Origin of the sequence: Gaetbulibacter sp. M240, assembly GCF_043876815.1 — a bacterium.
Taxonomy (GTDB): Bacteria; Bacteroidota; Bacteroidia; order Flavobacteriales; family Flavobacteriaceae; genus Gaetbulibacter_A.
This window is the reverse complement of record NZ_JBAWKA010000004.1, coordinates 397,405-421,051: the sequence shown is the minus strand read 5'-3', so window position 1 is coordinate 421,051 and position 23,647 is coordinate 397,405. Positions and strand designations below refer to the sequence as shown.

22 protein-coding genes and 1 other RNA gene are annotated in these 23,647 nt (G+C 35.3%); 11 read left to right on the top strand and 12 right to left on the bottom strand.

From position 1 onward, the window contains the following. On the bottom strand, positions 1 to 1,734 hold a 1,734-nt coding region (locus V8G61_RS13125; RefSeq protein WP_394876297.1), incomplete at its 3' end, for a PKD domain-containing protein. 467 nt (positions 1,735 to 2,201) lie between these two features. On the opposite strand from V8G61_RS13125, the gene V8G61_RS13120 reads away from it, so the two are divergent. From V8G61_RS13120 to V8G61_RS13105, 4 genes are all read left to right on the top strand, one after another. Beyond that, positions 2,202 to 2,687, top strand: coding sequence for a SixA phosphatase family protein (locus V8G61_RS13120; protein ID WP_394876296.1), 486 nt, complete (start codon positions 2,202 to 2,204; stop codon positions 2,685 to 2,687). Between the two features lie 92 nt (positions 2,688 to 2,779). Beyond that, on the top strand, positions 2,780 to 4,843 hold the full coding sequence (gene ppk1, locus V8G61_RS13115) for a polyphosphate kinase 1 (RefSeq protein ID WP_394876295.1): 2,064 nt from the start codon (positions 2,780 to 2,782) through the stop codon (positions 4,841 to 4,843). A 1-nt stretch (position 4,844) separates the two neighbouring features. Beyond that, complete coding sequence (locus tag V8G61_RS13110; protein ID WP_394876294.1) at positions 4,845 to 5,750, top strand: Ppx/GppA phosphatase family protein; 906 nt, start codon at positions 4,845 to 4,847, stop codon at positions 5,748 to 5,750. A gap of 169 nt (positions 5,751 to 5,919) precedes the next feature. Then, positions 5,920 to 6,522 carry a porin family protein gene (locus tag V8G61_RS13105; RefSeq protein WP_394876293.1) on the top strand — a complete coding sequence of 201 codons (603 nt, stop codon included), beginning with the start codon at positions 5,920 to 5,922 and terminating at the stop codon, positions 6,520 to 6,522. Here the strand turns inward: V8G61_RS13105 and V8G61_RS13100 are convergent. The 3 genes from V8G61_RS13100 to V8G61_RS13090 are packed head-to-tail and all read right to left on the bottom strand — an operon-like array spanning position 6,519 to position 9,416. After that, the gene (locus tag V8G61_RS13100) at positions 6,519 to 7,100 is read right to left on the bottom strand and encodes a tRNA-(ms[2]io[6]A)-hydroxylase (protein ID WP_394876292.1); all 582 of its coding nucleotides are present in this window, start codon (positions 7,098 to 7,100) and stop codon (positions 6,519 to 6,521) included. The two genes, V8G61_RS13105 and V8G61_RS13100, sit on opposite strands and share 4 nt — an antisense overlap. A 3-nt stretch (positions 7,101 to 7,103) precedes the next feature. Continuing rightward, positions 7,104 to 7,667 (bottom strand): hypothetical protein, encoded by a 564-nt coding sequence (locus V8G61_RS13095; protein ID WP_394876291.1) that lies wholly within the window; start codon positions 7,665 to 7,667, stop codon positions 7,104 to 7,106. A gap of 12 nt (positions 7,668 to 7,679) precedes the next feature. Further along, positions 7,680 to 9,416, bottom strand: coding sequence for a DNA polymerase III subunit gamma/tau (locus V8G61_RS13090; protein ID WP_394876290.1), 1,737 nt, complete (start codon positions 9,414 to 9,416; stop codon positions 7,680 to 7,682). Between the two features lie 165 nt (positions 9,417 to 9,581). Here V8G61_RS13090 and rnpB point away from each other — a divergent pair. Continuing rightward, positions 9,582 to 9,914, top strand: an RNA gene (rnpB, locus tag V8G61_RS13085) — RNase P RNA component class A. Positions 9,915 to 9,946: 32 nt separating this feature from the next. Here the strand turns inward: rnpB and V8G61_RS13080 are convergent. From V8G61_RS13080 to V8G61_RS13070, 3 genes are read right to left on the bottom strand one after another with little or no spacing between them, the layout of a single operon-like run. Beyond that, positions 9,947 to 10,480, bottom strand: coding sequence for an RsmD family RNA methyltransferase (locus tag V8G61_RS13080; RefSeq protein WP_394876289.1), 534 nt, complete (start codon positions 10,478 to 10,480; stop codon positions 9,947 to 9,949). Beyond that, on the bottom strand, positions 10,480 to 11,316 hold the full coding sequence (locus tag V8G61_RS13075) for a DUF3822 family protein (RefSeq protein WP_394876288.1): 837 nt from the start codon (positions 11,314 to 11,316) through the stop codon (positions 10,480 to 10,482). The genes V8G61_RS13080 and V8G61_RS13075 overlap by 1 nt, the downstream gene beginning before the upstream one ends. Next, positions 11,300 to 12,037, bottom strand: coding sequence for a hypothetical protein (locus V8G61_RS13070; protein ID WP_394876287.1), 738 nt, complete (start codon positions 12,035 to 12,037; stop codon positions 11,300 to 11,302). Before V8G61_RS13070 ends, V8G61_RS13075 begins: the two co-directional genes overlap by 17 nt. A gap of 121 nt (positions 12,038 to 12,158) precedes the next feature. Here V8G61_RS13070 and V8G61_RS13065 point away from each other — a divergent pair, with 121 nt between their 5' ends. The 5 genes from V8G61_RS13065 to V8G61_RS13045 all read left to right on the top strand — a co-directional run bounded on the left by V8G61_RS13065 (position 12,159) and on the right by V8G61_RS13045 (position 16,931). Next, on the top strand, positions 12,159 to 13,583 hold the full coding sequence (locus V8G61_RS13065) for an ATP-dependent RecD-like DNA helicase (RefSeq protein WP_394876286.1): 1,425 nt from the start codon (positions 12,159 to 12,161) through the stop codon (positions 13,581 to 13,583). Positions 13,584 to 13,684: 101 nt separating this feature from the next. Then, on the top strand, positions 13,685 to 14,413 hold the full coding sequence (gene kdsB, locus V8G61_RS13060; RefSeq protein WP_394876285.1) for a 3-deoxy-manno-octulosonate cytidylyltransferase: 729 nt from the start codon (positions 13,685 to 13,687) through the stop codon (positions 14,411 to 14,413). Continuing rightward, positions 14,404 to 15,111 carry an HAD family hydrolase gene (locus V8G61_RS13055; RefSeq protein WP_394876283.1) on the top strand — a complete coding sequence of 236 codons (708 nt, stop codon included), beginning with the start codon at positions 14,404 to 14,406 and terminating at the stop codon, positions 15,109 to 15,111. The genes kdsB and V8G61_RS13055 overlap by 10 nt, the downstream gene beginning before the upstream one ends. A 104-nt stretch (positions 15,112 to 15,215) precedes the next feature. Beyond that, entirely contained in the window at positions 15,216 to 16,298 is a 1,083-nt protein-coding gene (locus V8G61_RS13050; protein WP_394876281.1) for an iron-containing alcohol dehydrogenase family protein, read from the top strand. A gap of 84 nt (positions 16,299 to 16,382) precedes the next feature. Beyond that, positions 16,383 to 16,931 (top strand): 1-acyl-sn-glycerol-3-phosphate acyltransferase, encoded by a 549-nt coding sequence (locus V8G61_RS13045; protein WP_394876280.1) that lies wholly within the window; start codon positions 16,383 to 16,385, stop codon positions 16,929 to 16,931. A gap of 145 nt (positions 16,932 to 17,076) precedes the next feature. Here V8G61_RS13045 and V8G61_RS13040 read toward each other — a convergent pair whose 3' ends face one another. Beyond that, positions 17,077 to 19,662 carry a zinc-dependent metalloprotease gene (locus V8G61_RS13040; protein WP_394876279.1) on the bottom strand — a complete coding sequence of 862 codons (2,586 nt, stop codon included), beginning with the start codon at positions 19,660 to 19,662 and terminating at the stop codon, positions 17,077 to 17,079. A 169-nt stretch (positions 19,663 to 19,831) separates the two neighbouring features. Between V8G61_RS13040 and V8G61_RS13035 the strand changes: the two genes are divergently transcribed. Next, on the top strand, positions 19,832 to 20,572 hold the full coding sequence (locus V8G61_RS13035) for an NYN domain-containing protein (RefSeq protein WP_394876278.1): 741 nt from the start codon (positions 19,832 to 19,834) through the stop codon (positions 20,570 to 20,572). Between the two features lie 25 nt (positions 20,573 to 20,597). On the opposite strand, the gene V8G61_RS13030 is transcribed toward V8G61_RS13035, so the two are convergent. From V8G61_RS13030 to gcvT, 4 genes are all read right to left on the bottom strand, one after another. Continuing rightward, positions 20,598 to 21,317, bottom strand: coding sequence for a YebC/PmpR family DNA-binding transcriptional regulator (locus V8G61_RS13030; protein ID WP_394876277.1), 720 nt, complete (start codon positions 21,315 to 21,317; stop codon positions 20,598 to 20,600). 69 nt (positions 21,318 to 21,386) lie between these two features. Then, positions 21,387 to 21,677: a 4a-hydroxytetrahydrobiopterin dehydratase gene (locus V8G61_RS13025; RefSeq protein ID WP_394876276.1), complete on the bottom strand. Its 291-nt coding sequence runs from the start codon at positions 21,675 to 21,677 to the stop codon at positions 21,387 to 21,389. A gap of 25 nt (positions 21,678 to 21,702) precedes the next feature. Then, positions 21,703 to 22,542 (bottom strand): sugar nucleotide-binding protein, encoded by an 840-nt coding sequence (locus V8G61_RS13020; RefSeq protein ID WP_394876274.1) that lies wholly within the window; start codon positions 22,540 to 22,542, stop codon positions 21,703 to 21,705. Between the two features lie 15 nt (positions 22,543 to 22,557). Then, positions 22,558 to 23,640: a glycine cleavage system aminomethyltransferase GcvT gene (gene gcvT, locus V8G61_RS13015; protein WP_394876273.1), complete on the bottom strand. Its 1,083-nt coding sequence runs from the start codon at positions 23,638 to 23,640 to the stop codon at positions 22,558 to 22,560. Between the last annotated feature and the right edge of the window lie 7 nt (positions 23,641 to 23,647).

Sequence of the window (23,647 nt, the reverse complement as noted above, 5' to 3'; positions counted from 1 at the left end):
ATCTGATATGTGCGTTACTATTGGATTAGCCGTACAGTTATCAGCTTCATCCGTGATGGCCAGTATATCAACAGCCGATACATCTTCAATACACTCAACCGTTACATCAGCAGGAGCTGTTGCTGTAGGTAATGTTGTATCCTCAACAAATATTATTTGATCATGCTCATGAAAATTTCCTGTAGCATCAGTAACTCTCCAGGTTCTTGTTATCGTATAAGAATTTGCACAAATTCCAGGTGTGGTAGCATCGGTATAGGTTGCTACTGGATTGGGATCACAATTATCACCAATTATATTGGGATTTCCTGTAATACTTAAATCAGTTGGATCCTGATCACACTCTAAGGTTATATTTGCAGGTGCCGTGAACTCAGGATGTTCATCATCATTAACAGTAACCAATTGATCACAGGTTACTGTATTATTTGATGCATCTGTATATGACCACGTCACCGTTGTTGATCCTACAGGAAATATAGATGGTGCATTATTAGAAATATTCGCATTAATAATATCACAATCATCAGAAAGCAATAAATTGCCTAAATCTAAATTCGAAGCAGAACACAAACCAGGGTCAACATTAACAGTTATATCATCAGGACAGGTAATCGTCGGAGGTTCATCAGTTAAAGTAATATCTTGGGAGTTACTTGCCGAACTACACTCTGCAAGGGCATCAGGATCATTATTAGTAACCGTTAAGGTAACAGTATAAGTACCTGATTGAGAATAAGTATGGGTCGGATTCATTTCCGTACTATTATTTCCATCTCCAAAATCCCAAAGATAGGAAGGAGAACCACCGGCATTGTCTGCAGACCCAGTGAAATCAACACTTAAGCCACAAGTACCATTTCCTGATGTGCTTGGAGTTAAAAAAAATGTGTTTACGGAAATTGAATCTAGAAAATTTATTTCAATATCTGTAAAAACATCCACAGTCTCTTCGCCACAAGTCGATCCATCAATTCCGAGACTAATGGTCACCGTAATTCTAACAGTATATAATCCTGGTTCACTAACTTCTATAGTTGTGTCTTGAGTATTGTCAGGTGAGAAAGTTATAGTGCCAGTTCCCGTATTAAATGGAGATTCACTCCATTGATAGCTCACACCACCACTAACCAGACCATCTAAAGCAATATCAATAAATGTTGGTCCAAAACACACAGAATTATCAGACCCAGAAACGACTGCAAAATTAGGATCAAGTGAAGGTGTTCCACCTGCTTTAATTAAATCAGCAAAAGTTATACAAACATTACCGCCTCCGGAGCATGCAGAGTATTCTATTGTACCTATTAATAATCGTCTGTTATTGCTACAAGTAGTAGTAGTTGAACCTAATGCACCTGTTTGAGAACCTATACTGGAAGTATTTTCGATAACAATTGCTGAACTGGGTGCAAGAATCAAGTCAACACTATTTGCAGCCCAAAGAATTTGCCCACCGTCCTTTATTATTATTCGGTCTATTGAATTAGGAATTTCTAAAGATTGATTTAAAATAATATCTACCGGAGACTCAATAGTTAAAGTTCCAGAACATGAATTGTTGTTAATGTAAGTCAGTAATTCTTGACCTGTCATTACATTATCACCTCCGGTTTCGGCCGTTCCGATAGTACAATCGGCATTAGCTTTTAATATTCCTAGAAAAAAGAATAGGATAAAAAGCTTTGATAGACTAAAGGAGTGTAAAACGTTACTTATGTAATGCTTTCCCATATCACAAAATGTTAGTAATAGCGTACTAAAAATTTATTTAGAAGACATAAAAATGACTCTAAACAGTTTGAATTTCGCTTTGCGGTTTAACAAAAAATTTGCGAGGGAATTGTTGCGCGTTGTGCGCTTTATAAACTGGATTATTCAATTTTGGGGTCATATTAATTTGGGGTTTTTGGGCTAAATAGGTAAAACAAAGGACGTTATAAGACATAATTTGTTCAAAAAAATATGTTAAATCGCCTAAATATTCGTTTAAGAGAGTTGTTCAATGACTTAATCGTTAAAAAATTAACATTTATCGATAAAGTAGAATTACCCTTTAAAACGTGTTTGGAAATTTAAAATTCGGTCAATTGTTTCGTGTTTTTTTATATACTTTTATAATTAGTTGTTAATAGCTTAAAATAATTTTCATCGGTAAAAATAGTAATTTATCGGGAAAAACAAGCGTTTTATCGAAAAAAATGAAAAAAATAATTTTAGTAAGACATGGAAAGTCATCTTGGGAACACGATGTTATTGATCATGAAAGACCTCTTAACAATCGAGGAATACTAGATGCTACTAGGGTTGCAGAAACTTTTAAGCGGGAAAATATAGTTGTAGATCTTATATTATCCAGTGATGCCAAACGAGCCAGTACCACCTGTAATATTTTTGTTAAATCATTGGAAATCAATAATAAAATTGTCGATTTTAACCATGGTTTGTATGACTTTTCAGGAGAATCGGTTGTAAAAATTATCAAGTCGTGTTCTGATTCTGTAAATACCTTGATGATTTTTGGACATAATCATGCCTTTACTTCAATTGCTAATGCCTTTGGCGACCTTTATATTGAAAATGTGCCTACTTCCGGTTTGGTAGCCTTAGATCTCGACATTGATCATTGGCAGAATTTAAAACAAGGAAAAACGATTTTAACTATTTTACCCAGAGATATCAAATAATATATCACTATAAAACTTAGATTTCTAACCTTAAAAACAGGCTTTTATTACGATGAAATAGAATATATTTGTTTCAAAGTATTTTATAATTCATGACTCCAAACAAATTTCAGCACGAAAATAGTTACATTAATAGAGAAATAAGTTGGCTTCAATTTAATGCCAGAGTGCTTCAAGAAGCCTCGGATGAGCAGGTGCCCTTAATTGAACGGCTACGTTTTTTAGGAATTTTTTCGAATAATCTTGATGAATTTTTTAAAGTAAGATATGCAACGGTTAAACGTATTGTTGAAGCGGGTCGAGGCGGTAAAAGTGAACTAGGCGGAATTCGCGCTAAAGAATTACTGGAAATTATAACAAAAATTGTGATTGACCAGCAAAGTGAAAGTTTGGATGTTTTAAGTAATATACAGGATAAACTTGAAAAGGAAAACATCTATATTATTGATGAAACTCAAATTAAAGAGAATCAGGAAGAATACATCAATAAATATTTTTTACAAAAGGTTAGCCCGGCATTAGTAACAATTATTCTTAATGACTTAGCCACCTTACCTAATTTAAAGGACAGCGCGGCCTATTTAGCTGTTCGTATGGTGCTGAGCAACAATGAAAAGCAGTTTGCACTTATTGAAATTCCAAAATCTATAAACCGGTTCATTGAACTTCCTAAGGAGGGAAATAAGGATTTCATTATCATGATTGATGATTTGTTGCGCTATTGCTTAAAAGAAATCTTTAATATTTTCGATTACAAGGATATTTCTGCTCATATGATTAAAATTACCCGTGACGGTGAATTGGATTTTGATAGTGATTTGAGTAAGAGTTTTATAGAGAAAATTTCTGATAGTGTAAAGCATCGCCAAATCAGTGAACCTGTACGCTTTGTATACGACAAGAATTTAAACAAAGAAACGCTTCAATACCTTATGTCGAAAATGGGGATTGATAATACAGATAGTATCATTCCCGGAGGACGATATCATAATCGTCGGGATTATATGAATTTTCCTGACTTAGGCCGAAACGATCTGTTATATGAAAAAATTGAACCCCTACCCATTAAAGGGTTAAGTTTACAAGACAGTATTTTTTCCGCTATAAAGAAAAAAGATTATTTACTCTATACACCGTATCAAACGTTCTCTTATGTTGTTAAGTTTTTGCGCGAAGCAGCACTAGACCCAAAGGTAAAGAAGATCAAAATCACCATTTACCGCCTAGCTGAAATTTCACATATAGCAAGCTCACTAATCAATGCCGCTTTAAATGGTAAAAGTGTTACGGTTTCCATAGAACTCCGGGCTCGTTTTGATGAACAGGCTAATATTGACTATGCACAACAAATGCAGGAGGAGGGCATTAATTTGATATTTGGTGTTCCCGGACTAAAAGTGCACAGTAAAATGTGTGTTATTGAGCGGGAAGAAAACGAAAAAATTAAACGCTATGGATTTATAAGTACTGGAAATTTCAATGAATCTACCGCAAAAATCTATACTGATTACACCCTATTTACAGCCAATAAGGCTATTTTGAGAGACGTAGATAAAATATTTAATTTCTTCGAGATAAATTATAAAATATATAGCTATAAACACCTTATTGTTTCTCCGCATTACAGCCAAAAAACTTTTTTTAAGCTCATTGATCATGAAATAAAAATTGCTAAAAAAGGTGGTCAGGGCTTAATCCGATTAAAACTTAATAGTTTATCCAGTTACACCATGGTTGATAAGTTGTATGAAGCCAGTAATGCTGGTGTTAAAATACAACTAATAATCAGAGGTATTTGCTGCCTTATACCCGGTGTGGAAGGAATGAGCGAGAATATAGAGGTGATAAGTATTGTAGATAAATTTTTAGAACATCCCAGAGTTTATATATTTGGGGATAACGATCCGAAGGTATTTATTTCTTCAGCTGATTGGATGACCCGTAATATTGAGAACAGGGTAGAGGTGTCATGTCCTATTTATCAGAAAGACATTAAACAGGAAATAATTGATGTATTCAATATTAGTTGGAGTGATAATGTTAAGGCTAGATTGATCAATCAAACAGAAGAAAACATGTATCGAAAAGACGATAAAAAAGCGATAAGATCTCAATTTTTAACCTATGATTATTATCTTAAGAAACTAAACAGCTAATATGCTATCAATAAAAAAATACGCAGCAATTGATATAGGCTCTAATGCTGTCCGCTTATTAATTTCAAATATTATAGAACAAAAGGGGAAACCGGTTCAATTCAAAAAGAATTCCTTGGTGCGTGTTCCAATCCGGTTGGGCGCTGATGTTTTTGTGAAACAAAAAATATCTAAGGAAAATACTAAGCGAATGCTGGATACTATGTTGGCTTTTAAGCTTTTAATGAATTCTCATAAGGTGGTAAAATACAAGGCTTGCGCTACGTCTGCAATGCGAGAATCGAGTAACGGCAGAGAAGTGGCCGAATTAATTAAAAAGCATGCCGATATTAGTATTGATATTATTGATGGGGAAGAAGAAGCCGCAATTATAGCAGCCACAGACCTGAATAAATTTATTGATGATTCAAAAACCTACCTGTATGTTGATGTGGGTGGTGGAAGTACGGAATTTTCTATTATTGATCAGGGTGAGAAAGTGGTTTCTCGATCTTTTAAAATTGGAACTGTGCGACTCTTGAATGATATGGTTAGCAAAGAAGCGTGGGATGAATTGCAGCGATGGATTTCAGAGTACTCAAAAAAGTATGAAAAAATTACAGTGATTGGTTCTGGTGGAAACATCAATAAAATCTTTAAGGTGTCTGGTAAAAAACTAGGTAAACCACTGTCTTACTTTTATATGACCTCTTATTATAACACCCTTCAAACCTATTCTTACGAAGAGCGAATTACGGAACTGGATCTCAATCAGGATCGTGCGGACGTTATTATTCCAGCGATGCGAATTTACTTATCTTCCATGAAATGGAGTGGCGCCAAAAACATTATTGTTCCGAAAATTGGACTGGCAGATGGTGTTATAAAAAGTATCTACTACGATACGGTTTCGAGCAATACACAGTAAAATTTTGCAATTCAACTTTTAAAATAGTTTTTTTTGGCACTTTTCTTATATATTCGTTTTCGAATTGTGTGACTAAGTCATACGAACCCAAACGTTTACAAGTAGTGTGATTTATTGAAGGAATTAATTAAAAAATGCACTATTAAACTTAACTGTAAAATTAAAACTTATGAAACACGTATTACTTTTAGTTTTCCTTTTGGTATTTTCTTTTTTTAGTTTTTCTCAAGAAGAAGCTCCTCAAACAGATACCAATACGAATGGCGATGACTTAGAACAAACAACGGAACTAGGTGGTCTACAAGGCATAAAATTTGGTGTTAGAGGTGGTTTCAACATTTCAAATTTAGATTTTGAGGAAACGCCTCCTTCCATAAATAAACATCGTAATAGTATTTTTATTGGCTTTTTGGTATCCTTAGGATTATCACGATCCATGGCTATAATTCCCGAACTACAATTTTCTGCTGAAGGAGCCAACGATGAGAAACTTCATTTAGATTATATTCAATTACCAATAATGCTTCAGTTTCGGATAAGCGAAAAAATAAAATTTGGTCTTGGACCTCAAGTGGGTTTAAATATTCCTAAAGTAGACGATAATTTAACCGATATCGCCTTTTCGGGTGTGGCGGGATTAGAATATAAAATAAACTATGTGTTTTTTGCCGATCTCCGCTATAATTATGGTTTTACCAATATTTTTGATACTAAATATGGGTTTACTGCAAACAACAGGACGGTTCAAATAGGTATTGGCTATAAATTCTAACCATGTATGGTTTGAGATTTTCCAAGGTCAGCCATGATTTTGGCTTCATAATCTAATAAATCATGCCATTTTTTATCGACCTCTTTGCGCTCGCCATATTTTCTGGCAAAGCCTAAGAACATTGTATAATGATTTGCTTCACTTACCATGAGGTTTTTATAGAATGCAGCCAGTTCTTGATCTTCTAATGCCTCTGAAAGTAGCCGAAAACGCTCACAGCTTCTGGCTTCAATTAAAGCTGCATAAAGTAAACGATGAACAAGTTGTGTTGTTCTACTGCCTCCTTTAGGAAAAAAATTCACCAATTGAATAACATATTCATCCTTACGATCACGACCAAGCGTCCAGCCACGATCAATGATCTTATCATGAACCATTTTAAAATGACTGATCTCTTCCTTGACCAAGGCAGTCATTTCCTGAACCAATTCGGTATATTCCGGAAAACTTACAATAAGCGAAATGGCTGTACTGGCAGCCTTTTGTTCACAAAACGCATGATCCGTTAGGATATCTTCAATATTTTTTTCTACAATATTCACCCATCTTGGGTCGGTAGGCAATTTCAATCCAAGCATAATTTAAATTAATTTTGAAACAAATGAATTTGGTTTTATATACCAGCGACCATCCGAATGTATTTCAATGGTAAAATCCTTATAAGAATTACTTTCTGGTAAATAGAATGAGGTGTTCAAAGAAACTTTTTCGTTTAGCGAGGCCTCATAGTCGATCCAAACAAATTGCATAATGGCTTTATCCCAAAATTCAGGGGTTTCAAATGCGCTAAATAAAGATTTTTCTATACGCTGTTCGAAAATTACTTTTCCTGATTTTTTGCAAATGAGTTCAGATCCAAAATTTTTGAAGTGTAATTCTTTGGTTGCTTTTGATTTCAGGACCATCTTCTGATATTCTTTATCCAAAGTAGTGTACTTCAAATGTAATTCAAAACCATTGCTGAGGATGGTATCTGTTTTAATTTCAACAGGTCCTTCAGGAAGAAATTCCAATTGTTTTGAAAAGGCTTCATACAAATGATTTGTTTTCAAAACCTCGACATTACTATTATGCCGATGATACCGGCCGTCACAACCAAAAATAGTCAGGCATATAATGCTAAAAAAGAGCACAATGTTTTTCATTTTAATCGCTATTTAAAGGTCTAGATCGAAGGTTTTTTTCAAAACATCAATATTTGGATTTTTTTCTTTCAGCTTTTCAAACTTTTCATGAGGTGTGTAAACAAACTGCTTTTCTTTCGTTTCATTTACGGTAATATCTAAGCCTATATCGAAGTTATTCAGTTTTTTTCTTAAAAAGGCTAAAAGATGATACTGCTCTCGTTCCAGTTCATATTTATTAGTTTCCGTTGGAAATTCCAGTTTAATAGTAGTGCCATCCAGTATTGGAGTATCAATGGTTAAAATGGATGCCATATTAAATTGACCTTTTCTACGGATCTTTTCTACATACTCATTCCAGACTTCTAAAAGCGCTTTGTTGGTAAAGGATTCTTTTGGAAGGTTTTCCTCGTCTACAACCACCTCCATTTGCCTTATTTGGTGTTCCTTTTTTTTGCGAATGCTGCTTATAGAAAGACCGGAAGGTTTTTTATGTGTTTTGTCCAATACAATTTTTGGAGGTTCCTTAACTTTAAATTGTTCTACGACAGGATTATTTTTTGTAGTACTTTCTTCCAAAGGTTTGGTACGGGTCTCATCCGTTGACTTTTCAACCTTTTGCTTTTCAGGAATATTTATAGGAATAGGCGTAATGCCTTTGTTTTTGAAATAGGAAGCAGGAATTATGTAGTGATCGCTATTTTTTTTTTCTCCATCATAAGTGATAGAGGCAAGTTGCATAAGGCATAATTCAACCAGTAAGCGCTGATTTTTACTGCTTTTATATTTTAGATCGCAGTCGTTGGCAAGTTCAATGCCTTTAAGCAGGAAGCTTTCGGGGGCCTTTTTAGCCTGTTCCAGATAGGTCTTTTTTGTTTCTTCGCCAACTTCGAGTAATTCCACTGTTTCAGGTGTTTTACTGACTAATAGATCTCTAAAGTGCGAGGCTAGACCCGCTATATAATGATGACCGTCAAAGCCTTTGGAAAGGGTATTATTAAAATGAAGTAATAATTCAGGAATATTATTATTTAAAATGAGGTCTGTACTGGTAAAATACGTTTCATAATCCAGTACGTTCAAATTTTCTGTTACGGCTTGTCTTGTTAAATTCTTTCCTGAAAAACTAACCACCCGATCAAATATTGATAGGGCATCACGCATGGCTCCATCTGCTTTCTGTGCAATTATATGTAGAGCATCATCATCGGCAGTAACCCCTTGTTCTTCAGCAATATACTTCAAGTATTTTTTCGCATCTTTTACTGTAATACGCTTAAAATCAAATATTTGACATCGAGATAAAATAGTTGGAATAATCTTATGTTTCTCGGTTGTGGCTAAAATAAAAACACAGTGTTTTGGAGGCTCTTCCAATGTTTTCAAAAAGGCGTTAAATGCCGATTGTGATAACATATGAACCTCATCAATAATGTATACTTTATATTTTCCTACTTGAGGTGGTATACGTACCTGATCGGTTAAATTTCTTATGTCATCAACCGAATTATTAGAAGCAGCATCTAGTTCGAAAATATTAAATGCGTAGTCTTCATCACCCGAATCACGTCCTTCACTATTAATCATTTTAGCTAAAATACGGGCACAAGTTGTTTTTCCAACACCTCTAGGACCTGTAAACAATAAAGCCTGGGCTAAATGATTATTTTCAATGGCGTTGAGCAGGGTATTGGTTATAGCCTGTTGGCCCACAACATCTTTAAAGGTTTGTGGTCTATACTTTCTAGCAGATACTATAAAATGTTCCATATTATGCGGTAGCGCCAAGGGATTAAAACGACTAAATTTTTATAAAAATCATTTAAAAAAACTTAAAAATCGTCTTTGTAACAAAGTTAAAAATTCAATTTATATTTCAGAATAACAGAATTAATATTTAATAGGAGTTATTAACAATTTACGTATTTTTGCAACGTAGTAATTCGCCTTATCGCTGTTCGTTTTTCGAATGGAGGAAAGTCCGAACACCATAGTGCAGCACAGTGGTTAATAGCCACCGGCCGTGAGGTTAGGAAAAGTGCAACAGAAAGTATGTACAGGTAAGGCTGTAGTGAAACCAGGTAAACTCTGTGCGGTGCAATGCCATGTAAACCGGCGTTTGAGGGTAGCACGCCTGATGCCGGAGGGTAGGCAGCTAAAGTGTTTTGGTAACAAATCACGCAGATAAATGATAAGGGCTTTTTCTTGTTTGATATAAATCTCAAAAAAGAAAAAGTACAGAATTCGGCTTATAGATTTACTCAAACAAACAAGCTCTTTGAAAAAAGAGCTTTGTTTTTTCATTCAAAGAAGCTAAACACAGAATGACCATAACCCTTTGAGTAACTGAAATGTGCTTCTTTAGAAAGATCGGTATGCTTGGAGTGTTCTATGATCAAAACGCCATCTGTTTCCAAAAGATCATTTTGAAAAACCAATGTTGAAATTTTCACAAATTGTTCCTGTGGGAAATCATAAGGTGGATCAGCAAAAATAATATCGTGCTTCTGATTGGTCTTTTCCAGAAAGGAGTACACATCACTTTTCACAGTGTTAATAGGCATTTCAAATTTTTCAGCCGTTTCATTGATAAATTTAACACAACCGTAATGATCGTCTACACAAGTTATATTTTCTGTGCCTCTTGAGGCAAATTCGTAACTAATGTTTCCGGTACCCGAGAAAAGATCCAACACCTTTACTGCATCAAAATAATAAAGATTATTAAGGATATTAAATAAGGACTCTTTGGCCATATCTGTGGTAGGACGGACTGGTAGGTTTTTGGGAGCCTGAATTTTTCTGCTTTTATAAATTCCGGATATGATGCGCATTACAAACTTTTAATCAGTGTGAAATTCGTGTGATAGTTCTCTGGCTGAGCGTCTAGACTATATTTAAACTGATCTTCTCTCCGGCCGAAAAAGACAAAGCGTACGTATTTAAATATGATATTAAAAAGTGGGTCATCCTTCTCAATACGACCCAATAATATTAAGTTCAAGGTTTCCGGATTGAGTGCTAATTGCTCAGCCGTAAATAAAATGTAATACACAAAGTCTTCCTTTGTTTTGTAGTCAAACCGGTTATAAAGCACAAGTTTTGCCTTATCAACCACCACAATTTCAAAGTGCGCCGGGTGAACATGAACATAGAAATTTAGCTTATCCTGATTTTTTTCTAACTTTAAAATAGATTCGATCAACACCGTAGAGACATGTTTATAGGTAAAGGCCCCAAACAGGTCGTACAAGTAATTATTTATATTTACGTAAGGTACATAAACACAGACACTATCATTCATTTTAATACTGTCGTGAGCTATAAAATCGGATTTTAGAATCTTGGTATTGAACTTGAGGTAATCCGCCTTAAACTCTTCTTTAAATAAGGCTTTAGGAACCAGGCTGGCTAATTCGTTATCATGAATAACCAAAACCTTATCAAAAGTATCCTGTAGAACTTCATTAGTATTAACAATGTGTTTGAGTTTCTCCAGTAATTCCAGGGGATTCAATTTTTTTTCAAATGGAATCTCTTCTAGTGCGATTATGGTTTGGTCTTTTCTGTTTAAGACGCAAAAAGAAAGTCCATTCAAACTTAGTTGAATGGACAGTTCTTTGTTAGTTAAGTTATTGTTTCTAGTAATATTCTTATTCGTTAGCGCCATAAGTTATCGGCCAGTTTCCTCCCGTTTTCACTTCAGTCATAGACCCTACTTTCAAGGCGTCTCCGTTAACACCATCAACCGAAACTACCTGATTTTCTTGAACTAAAAGATCTTTATCTTGATCAAATAAAATGACATTCTTTTTAACAGAAGCTTCAAAAACAGGAATCTTGATGTCGTTTTGATTCAATAAACCTGCCTTAAGTTCAAATTTTGCACCAGGCTTACCTACAGGAACATTCATCATTGACTTGTAGCGATCCGAATTTTTAAATAAAGAATCCCTAACTGCAACAAATCCTAAGGTATCAATAATTATAATATCTTTGGTAGTGTCCACGCCGTATAATCTTGTTAACTCGGCATCAATAATAGTAGAATCACGGCGCTGTGTTATTGTGTATTGAGCAGTATCAATAAACTTTATTAAATTATCAAAACTATCGGTAAATTTTCCTGTAACTTGCTTGTGCGCTAATTCTGCATCTCTTATATCCTTCAAATTTTCAATAACCTGAGCATAGCGCTTTTGCTTTACTTTGTTAAACTGAATAGGATCGTAAATAGAATTGTAGGTTTGATATCCTAGGAAAATAATAATGATCCAAAGCAGAATATTTAAAACAGGCTTGAATTTCGTAGGGATAAATTTATCAACCAGCTTTACCAAGCCAACTGTAACTAAAATTACCGCAACTGCAATAAGAATAATATTTAGCATAATAGTTTTTAATTTTTATTATTGGTATTTAGCAAATCTACAATTTTTTTTTAATCGTAAAAATCAAAAGAGACTAAAAATCATTTCTATATTTGAATATAATCTAATTTGCAGAGACTAAATGACGGCATCAGAATTTTATTCCCTTATAAAACAGCAATTTCCTTTTGAACCCACTATCAAACAAAATATTGTACTTCAGCAACTTTCAGAATTTATTTTTAAAAAGGACAATAATGCACTTTATGTTTTGAAAGGTTATGCCGGAACAGGGAAAACAACGATTATTGGCACTATTGTGACGCATCTTTGGAAAGCTAAAAAGAGCGCTGTCCTAATGGCACCAACGGGTAGAGCTGCAAAAGTGATTTCAAATTATTCCAATAAAGAAGCTTTTACGATTCACAAAAAGATCTATTTTCCAAAAAAAGAAAAGGGAGGAGGCGTAAAATTTGTTTTGCAGCCCAACAAACATAAAAACACATTATTTATTGTTGATGAGGCCTCTATGATCCCGGATACACCCGGTGAATCAAAGTTATTTGAGAACGGGTCGCTTTTAGACGATCTTATGCAATTTGTGTATTCTGGGCATCAGTGTAAATTATTGCTTATTGGCGATACCGCGCAGTTACCGCCGGTAAAACTCGATTTAAGTCCTGCTCTGAACGAAAATACTTTAGCACTTAATTATAACAAAGAGGTTACAAAAATGGAGCTAGACGAGGTGGTTCGGCAAGAACAGGATTCCGGGATACTAGCCAACGCAACAGAGCTACGCGATGTTTTGAATGATGCTATTTTTGAAGATTTTAAGTTTAACTTAAATGGATATGATGATATCGTTAGGCTTATAGATGGTTATGAGATCATGGATGCCATAAATGATGCCTACAGCAGTTTAGGAAACGAAGAAACGGCTATTATTGTTCGAAGTAATAAGCGTGCAAATATGTATAATCAGCAGATCCGAAGTCGGATTCTTTTTAATGAAAATGAAATTACCCCCGGAGATTATTTAATGGTGGTTAAAAACAATTACTTCTGGATAAAACCAACCACGGAAGCCGGATTTATAGCTAATGGAGATATTATTGAAGTCCTCGAAATTTTTGACATTAAAGACCTTTATGGATTTCGCTTCGCGGAAGTGAAAGTCCGTATGGTGGATTATCCCAAAATGCGGCCATTTGAAACCGTTTTGATGCTAGATACTATTGAAGCTGAAACACCATCCTTATCTTATGAAGACTCAAATAAACTTTACCAGGAGGTTATGAAGGACTACCAAAATGAAAGTAGTAACTACCGCAAATTCCTAAGCGTTAAAAACAATAAATTCTTTAATGCCCTCCAGGTAAAATTCTCTTATGCAATAACCTGTCACAAATCGCAGGGAGGCCAATGGCATACTGTTTTTGTTGAGCAACCCTATCTTCCAAATGGCATTGATAAGGAGTATTTACGATGGTTATATACCGCAGTAACACGTGCTAAAGAAAAACTATATTTGATTGGTTTTAAGGATGATTTTTTCAATCTTTAATGAAGCTTAAAATAAAAATTCATTTTATTAAGTTTAACCTTAATCCGAGGCAAAACATTTATATTTGTTTTAATTTTTGAAAGAATAGTACAAGCAAACTCATGAAAATAATCGCCATGATACCGGCACGTTACGGAGCTTCTAGGTTTCCAGCCAAATTGATGCAGGATTTAGCCGGTAAACCTGTAATTGTTAGAACTTATGAAGCCACGGTAGCTACCAATTTATTTGATGCGGTATATGTGGTCACTGATAGTACTATCATTTACGAGCAAATTGAAAAACATGGAGGACAGGCGATTATGAGTAAAAAGGAACACGATTGTGGGAGCGATCGTATTGCTGAAGCCGTAGAGGATATGGATATTGATATTGTTATTAATGTACAGGGCGATGAACCTTTTACCGATAAAAAATCACTTTCAAAATTAATCGAAGTATTTCATAATGATCCGGATAAGGAGATCGACCTTGCCTCATTGATGGTGCACATTACCGAGGAAGACGAGATTAATAATCCAAATACGGTAAAGGTCATTGTGAACAATTCTCAATTTGCACTTTATTTTTCTAGAAGCCCGATTCCTTACCCTCGGGATAAAAATGTGAATGTCAAGTATTTTAAACATAAAGGTGTTTATGCCTTTAGAAAACAGGCTATTTTGGATTTCTATCATTTACCAATGTTACCTTTGGAGGCCTCCGAAAAAATTGAATGTATCCGATATTTAGAATATGGAAAACGAATTAAAATGGTTGAAACTGATGTTCTGGGAGTAGAAATTGATACCCCTGAAGATTTGGAACACGCTCGAAAAATATGGAAATAAATTTCCAAAATATAAAGGTTATTGGCTTCGATGCGGATGATACCCTTTGGGTAAATGAAACGTATTTTCGCGAAGCTGAGGCCATGTTTTGTGAGCTATTATCAGCTTATGAAACAGCAAATAAAATAGATCAGGAGCTTTTTAAAAATGAAATCGATAATCTACCGCTGTATGGATATGGTATAAAAGCTTTTGTTTTATCGATGGTTGAAACAGCTTTGGAATTATCCAATAATTCTATTTCGAATGAAGCTATTCAAAAAATTTTAGACATCGGTAAAGAGATGTTAGATAAGCCGGTAGAATTATTAGATGGTGTAGAAACGGTTTTAAAGACATTGTCCCAAAAGTATCGCTTGATTCTTGCTACAAAAGGCGACCTGCTTGATCAGGAGCGCAAACTTGAAAAATCGGGGTTAACAAAATATTTTCATCATATCGAAGTTTTAAGTGATAAAAAAGAAGCTAATTATGCTAAATTATTAAATCATTTGGATATTGAACCCAAGGCTTTTTTAATGATCGGAAATTCATTAAAATCAGATATTTTACCCTTAGTTAACCTAGAAGCTCATGCTATTCACGTGCCTTTTCATACCACTTGGGCCCATGAAGAAGTAAAGGCCTCTGAAACGAATGGCAAACAATATATAACGGTATCAAGCTTGCTTGATGTGTTACCGTTATTTAAAGAATAGATTGGTTTGAAGATTGATGATATTTAACAAAATTCCATCTCATTTCAGTCTGTAAAAATAAATTTAAGTACTATTTTTACGTTTTGTAAAAAAAAACCTATTAAATGAGTCATAAGAACTTTCCAATGGTGTCAAATGTTATTTTTGGCAGAGGTAGTTTTAATCAATTAGAAGATATATTAGCCCCCAAGCGAATAAATACTCAGGCCCCTTTTATATTTTTGGTTGACGATGTTTTCAAATCTAATGCGTGGTTAACGTCCCGAATTCCTTTAGCTTATGATGATAAGATTATTTTCATTTCTGCTAAGGAAGAGCCTAAAACGGATCAGGTCGACACATTGGTTGAGGATATAATTTTAATGACAAAGGAACGCCCATCAGGTATCATTGGTATTGGTGGTGGAACCGTGATGGATATTGCTAAGGCAATTTCTATTATGCTTACTAATAAAGGTGGTTCTCAGGATTATCAAGGTTGGGATCTGGTGAAGAATAATGCAGTTTATCACGTTGGTATTCCTACTATTTCTGGTACTGGTTCTGAAGTTTCTAGAACAGCGGTATTAACCGGTCCGCATAAAAAACTAGGGATCAATTCAGATTTTACACCATTTGATCAGGTTATACTGGATTCAGAATTGACCAAAGATGTACCAAAGGACCAATGGTTTTATACAGGTATGGATTGCTATATTCATTGCGTGGAGTCCTTGGAAGGCACCTATATCAATACTTTCAGTGAAACTTTTGGGGAAATGGCCTTAAAATTATGCAAAGAGGTATTTCTGGAGGGAAATCTTAGAGAGGAAGAAGCACAGGAAAAACTGATGATGGCTTCCTGGCATGGTGGTATGAGTATCGTATATTCTCAGGTAGGGGTGGCCCATGCCTTAAGCTATGGCCTGTCCTATTTATTGGGTACAAAGCATGGGATTGGAAATTGTATCGTATTCGATCATTTAGAAGAGTTCTACCCCGAGGGAGTTCGTGTTTTTAAGGCCATGAAAGAAAAGCATCAAATCGAACTTCCACAAGGTATTTGTGCGGATCTTAGTGATCGCGACTTCGATGTTATGATAAAGATAGCTTTAAGTTTAGATCAATTATGGGAAAATGCATTAGGCCCAGATTGGAAAAAAATAATGACGCCCCAAAAAATAAAATCTTTATATCAAAAGATGTAATACCAATAAAGTAGGGTTAATTGTTTTGACAAAGCTGTTTAAAGGGGTTACATCTGATAAGGTTTAACAATTAAATATTAACAGATGAAATGGTTAGCCAAGTTTATTTACTACAAAATTTTAGGTTGGCGTATTGTTGGCCAAGAGAATCTATCCCAAGAATCTATTAAGAAGGCTGTTATTATTGCTGTTCCACATACAAGTTGGCATGATTTTTATATTGGCGTTCTGGTTCGTAAAATTGTGGGCTTAAAAGCCAATTTTGTAGGCAAAAAAGAACTCTTTGTTTTTCCTTTGGGTTGGTTCTTTCGGAGTTTAGGAGGTGCGCCTATTGATCGGCATGCAAATGAAAATAAGGTGGATGCAATTGCTAAATTATTCAAGGAAAAAGAAGAATTTCGCATGGCTATGGCGCCAGAAGGAACCAGAAAAAAAGTTAAAGAATGGCGCACCGGATTCTATTATATTGCTAAGAAAGCTAATGTTCCAATTATAATGATCACTTTTGATTTCGAACATAAACAAAATAAAATATCAAAACCTTTTTATCCTACAGAAAACAAAGAAGCTGATTTTAAGTTTATGTATGATTATTTTAAAGGTGTTAAAGGTAAAATTCCCGAATACTCATAAAACCATGGCATGCATTTTGACGTATATGTATATGAGTATGAAACATAAAGTAAACAATTGCTTGTCCCTAAAAAGAAACATGCTATGAAAAAGAAAAAGCTACTTCAATTGAAGTAGCTTTTTTATTTTATAATAAATAAGGCTTTTACTTTATTTCTTTAATTGCATTATCAATTAGAGTTCGTAAATGTTGCTTATGAGCTTTCGAAGCAATATCTCCGGTAGAACCTGACATATTTCTAATCGCTTTCAGGTTATATAAGGCCATTGATTTTGCATTATATGTATATCTGTCGGCATTTTTTCCTGTAAGCATTTCAATAAGCATGTTGGTATAAGCCAATTGTAAATTTTGTCTAAAATCGTTTACATTACCAGAAATATCTTTCTTGAAAATAGCATCATTCAAATCGGTCATAAAACTTGCTAATCTATATTCGTTCCCATACAATTCAGAGTCCGTAATACGCTGTAAGGTGTTTGGGTGGAGTAAATGATCTAAAACACGTTCTTGATATCTTAAGACTGTGCTGTGAATTTTAGGATCTTCCGGTCCACTAAAGAAATTAAATCCACGACGTTTTTGTGCTAGATAATTATAGAGGTCATTTGGTGCTTCAAAAGCATTTGGTGCAAAAACATGATCACTCAAAGCTTTCATAGCCCGTTTCTGGTCTTTTAGACTTACTGGAGTATAAGGCTGCGTAGCATTTTCCTGGCCAACAAACGCTCTGTTAACATAAACACCACCAATAAATCTAGATATGGTATTAGCCGCACCTGCTTTTTGACTATTCAAAATATTGAAAACACGTCTTAGCTCATCATAAAACTCTCCTTCTGTCGAAAACTTGGTTTTAATATTTTTCATGAGGTCATCTGCAAGCCCCATTCTACTTATAGCCCATGTTATTTGGTCATTTGATTGATCTCCGGTGTTAACTCTCGGGTCAATGGCTTTACCGGGTGAACGCATATCGTCGGCATCATTACCAAAAATATGTTCCGGTCTCGTAGATTGAGCTAATAAAGCTTCGCGTTCTTCCTCTGATTTAAAGGGTTTATAACCACATTGAATAGCCCATATATCGTATGGTCCAACGGCAACATCATCATATTGTCCTTGCTTACTTCTATCTCTTGTAATATTTAGAGCGGCGTAATCCATAACAGAAGCCGTTAAACATTTTCCTTCGATAAATTCAGGATCCTCCAATTGCTCTGGTGAAAATAACTGACTAGCTTTCATGTTATGATAAAGCCCTAAAGTGTGTCCAACTTCATGCATGATCAATGCTGTCATGGATTGCTTTCTAATTTTTTCCATTTCAAAATCCGACGCACCGGTAGCACTTACTACAGCATTGGCAAACATAAGTTCCTGGTGTAGTTCACTTCCTAATGAACAAAATTTAGGATCGTTGCTAAATGGTTCTGCTTCAGCTTCCATGCCCACATCGTTAAATAATTTATCGTAAAGAACGCGATTAGTAAAATGAACAAATTCGAGCATAATATCAGCACCTAGAATTTCACCTGTTCTCGGATTCACGAAACTAGGTCCGTAACCTCCATAAGCAGGGCTTGGAGAAGATACCCAACGCAATACGTTGTAACGAATATCACCTGCGTCCCAATCGGCATCATCAGGCTGAACCTTTACCGCCATAGCATTTTTAAAGCCGGCTTTTTCAAAGGCTTTATTCCATTGTAAAACGGCTTCCTTTATGGTTTCACGCCATTCGAAAGGTGTGGTATTCTCGATCCACCAGGTAATTGGTTCTACTGGTTCTGAAATTTCAGCATTCGGATCTTTCTTTTTTAAATTCCAACGATGAATTAAATCTCTGTAGGCTGTAGTTCCGGTACCCGTTTGATCGTCTACCTGTTCTGTAAAATAACCAACACGTTGATCATCCAAACGCACTTCATAATCATTATCGGGCATTTCCATTAAACTGTGGAAAACTTTTATACTCACATTTCTACCATCAGCAACAGCATTCGATCCGCCATTTAGAACAGAAGGCGAAGAGTATACGTATTCGACCTCCAAATTGGTGTTCTCAGGATAATTATTTATTTCTAATATTTTTGATTTAGATTTACTTAAACTTCCTAATTTGAAAGACATAGGAGAGCTTCCGGGGGTAGAAGGACGTTTAATCTGTGAAAATGTTTCTGTTAAAAACAGATCATCTGCCTTAATTAAATAAAGGCCTTTATCTTTGTCGTAGGCCTCAATTTCTACGCTGGCCATATTGCCTTCACTCATGTTGGCGTCTTTCGACTTTGATAAAGGATTCTCAGGATCAAAATAAAATGAGGTGTTTTGGGTTACAAATTCTATTTTGTTGAAATATTTTTCAACCTTAAAAACTTTGGAATCTCTATAGGAACCCCTAATGATTCTCCCAGCATCCATAACGCCATCAGCAATTTGGCTGAAATAAATATACTCTTTATCTAATTGGTCTTTCGAAACTACCATTTGAAGAGAGCCTGTTAGAGTGTCTTGATAGATTGAAAAAAGACCTTCAATTTTCTTGCTGGACTTGGTTAAACTCTCAATAGTTTTTTCTTTTTTAGGGGTGGGAGCTTTGGCTTCAACATCATCTTTTTTCTTGTCTTTTCGCTTTCGCTGGGCCTGCATATCGGATGGAGTCAAGACAAATAAAAGCGACAAGGCTAAAACAAAAATGTTAAACGCCTTTAGGGATTTTGGTGTCATTTTGCAATTGGATTTTAAGAATTATTGAATAATTAAAAGTTAGTCGGAGCTAAAATAATAAATGTATAATTCAAAAGATTGTAAAAAAAAGTTAAAAAAGATATAATTGATTGTCTTAATTAAAGTTAGGACATTTACCCTTCGATTTTTAATCCATATCTTTACACACATGATAAAAGATATTAAATTAGCCGTATTAATTGACGGTGATAATATTCCTTCCAGATATATTTCCGAAATGCTGGAAGAAATAACCAAATATGGTACACCAACCATAAAACGTATTTACGGTGATTGGACAAAACCACACTTATCCAAATGGAAAAAGATATTACTGGAGCATGCTATTACACCCATCCAACAATATGGGTATACAACAGGGAAAAATGCTACTGATTCGGCGATGATCATTGATGCCATGGATATCCTTTATTCTCAAAAGGTAAACGGATTTGTTTTGGTGTCCTCCGATAGCGATTTCACGAAGCTAGCCACACGTCTTCGTGAAGCGGGTTTAGTTGTATACGGAATGGGAGAAAAGAAAACTCCAGATCCCTTCATTGTGGCTTGTGATAAATTTATTTACCTAGAGATTTTAAAGTCTGACAACGAAGGTAAGCATGAAAAGGGAGATAGTTCTAAAAAGCAAAACCTATACAATATTACGCCCAAAACGATTAAGCTGTTAAAAAGCTCTGTTAATGGGGCTGCAGATGATGACGGTTGGGCATTTTTGGGAGATGTTGGCTCATTGATTTTGAAAACGCAACCTAACTTCGATTCTCGAAATTTTGGATTTGCTAAACTTACACCCCTGTTTAAATCGTTAGATCAGCAATTTGAGCTTGAACAACGTGACCAGCACTCAGGTGGTCGATTCAAATTAATTTACGTTAGAAATAAAGAATAGAAAAAGCGCCTTGTGCGCTTTTTTATTAGTCTGTAGTTTCTTCCATGGTGTGATATACGTTTTGAACGTCATCATCTTCTTCCAGCTTTTCTAGTAATTTTTCAACATCCTCAGCTTCTTCTGGTGTTAATTTTTTTGTGACTTGTGGAATACGTTCAAAACCTGATGATAGGATCTCGACACCTCTGGATTCCAATTCCGACTGAATGGCTCCAAAACTTTCAAAAGGAGCATAGATTAGAATACCATCGTCATCCACAAAAACTTCTTCAGCACCGAAATCAATTAATTCTAATTCTAGCTCTTCAGGATCTAGGCCTTCAGCAGGAATTCTAAAATTACAAGTATGATCAAACATAAAAACCACAGAACCAGAAGTGCCTAAACTACCATCACATTTATTAAAATAACTACGAACGTTGGCTACGGTTCTGGTATTATTATCAGTTGCGGTTTCAACTAAAATAGCTATTCCATGCGGTGCATATCCTTCAAAAATAACTTCTTTAAAATCGCCTAAACTTTTGTCGCTGGCGCGCTTAATGGCTCGCTCTATATTATCTTTAGGCATGTTTACGGCCTTGGCATTCTGAATAACAGCGCGCAGTCTGGAATTTGTATCCGGGTCTGGACCACCTTCCTTCACAGCCATGACAATATCTTTTCCAATACGCGTAAAGGCCTTGCTCATGGCTGACCAGCGTTTCATTTTTCGTGCTTTCCGGAATTCAAAAGCTCTTCCCATAGTATATTTTTTTAAATCTTTCCGCGGAAGCGGAATAAATAAATGCCTTTTTAGAGCACAAAAATAAAATTATTCTTCAGGTTCTACAATAGATTCTATAGCTTCAATAAGTTTAAAATCTTTTTCAGTAACCCCACCGGCATCATGTGTAGATAAGGAAATGGTTAGAACATTATAAACATTGGACCAGTTTGGATGATGGTTTTGAGCCTCGCATTCAAATGCAATGCGACTCATGGCACTGAAACAATCTTTGAAATTTTCAAATTCAAATTCAGCGTGCAACGCTTCATCAAAATAATCCCAATCCGGGTAGCGTAGTAATTTTTTTTCGATATCGTTATTTGATAATTTATCCATAAGAAAATGTGTTTTTTAAAATTACTTATATTTTTAGTTCTGATAAAATATCCTGGCTATTTAATTGCAGATGTTTTGGTAGTTTGTTGAATTTTGGGAGTACTGCCAAGTAACGATCATCATTCGTGGTGTAAACACGCTTATATATAGCCTGTTGTTCCAAATGCAGAGATTCTGTGATTTCCTTTATAAAATCGTCATGATGTACAAGATCAGTACTGCCTAAATGAAAAATTCCGGATTTTTTTCGGTTAATAATGTAATGTATTTGCTGGGTTACTTTAGAGTCTGTTGTGACATTTATAATCAGGTTTGGAAACACTTCAATAGGGTCCTTACTTTTAATTTGTTCAATGATTTCAGTGATTCGCGGAGAATGTGCTCCAAATACCATAGGCAACCTTAAAATAGCGATCTGTCGTTTGGGCAATCGCATGAGCATATTTTCGATTTTAATCTTAAAATGACCGTATATACTATTGCTATAGGTTTTATCGTCCTCATAACTTGGGTATTTGCTATAGGCATCAAAAACATTTGCGGAAGATAAAAACAGTAATTTTATTTTATTGGAAAACACATACTCTGCAAGATGTTGATGTAATAAAACCTGTTTTGAAAAATCGCCGCGAAGGGCAGATATAATAATAGTAGGTTTCGTAATATCTAAGATCTCATATATATCGTCTTCTTCCAGATTGAATTGAAAAAAGTGATGATTCTTTTCCAAGACCGTATTCGAACGATTATAAGTCCCAAAGGTTTTAAAATAGGCGCAAAGCTCTTTGTAAATAGCAGAACCTAAAAATCCGCTAGCTCCAAGAATTAAAATGTTATGCTTACGGTCGTTCGCCTTTTTTGACATGAATCAAACTTTGATTTATTTTTTATAAAATGGAAGTTTTACGATAGTAGCCGGAATAGTTTTTTTTCTGATTTGAATATGGATGATATTTCCAACACCACTATTCTCCGTGGTAACATAACCTAAACCAATACCTTTACCCAGAGACGGGCTCATAGTTCCGGAAGTCACTTCTCCAATAGGTTCATCATTGTCATTAACAATAGGGTATCCCTGTCTGGGAATTCCGCGTTCATCCATTTCAAAAGCAATCAATTTGCGTTTCGGACCTGCTTCTTTCTCGGCTTTTAAAGCCTCAGAGTTTGTAAATTCTTTCGTGAATTTTGTGATCCAGCCTAACCCTGCTTCAATAGGCGAGGTGGTATCATTAATATCATTTCCATATAAACAATACCCCATTTCTAAACGTAAGGTGTCGCGTGCCGCTAAACCAATTGGTTTAATACCATAATCAGATCCGGCCTCTAAAACCTTATCCCATACTTGCTTAACCTCACTGTTTTTGCAATAAATTTCAAATCCGCCGCTTCCGGTATATCCCGTAGCAGAGATGATAACGTGTTCGATTCCTGCAAAATCACCAACAATAAAGTTATAAAACTTGATCGCTGATAGATCACGGCTGCTCAGACCTTGCATGGCTTCAACAGCCCTAGGGCCTTGTATGGCTAATAGCGAATAATCTTCACTAATATTTCGCATCGTAGCACCAATGGCATTTTTAGACTCCAGCCACTTCCAGTCCTTTTCAATATTGCTGGCATTTACAACCAATAAGTATTGTTCCTCTTTAATTTTATAGATGATCAAATCGTCAACAATACCGCCTTCGTCATTTGGCAAACATGAATATTGCGCCTGACCAATTTGCAGTTTTGAAGCATCATTACTGGATACACGCTGTATCAAGTCCAAAGCGTGTTCACCTTCAATCAAAAACTCACCCATATGAGATACATCAAACACACCAACGGCGTTTCTAACCGTTTCATGTTCTATATTTACGCCTTCATATTGCACAGGCATATTATAGCCCGCAAAGGGCACCATTTTGGCCCCAAGAGCTTCATGAGTTTTTGTTAAAGCCGTGTTTTTCATTTACGCT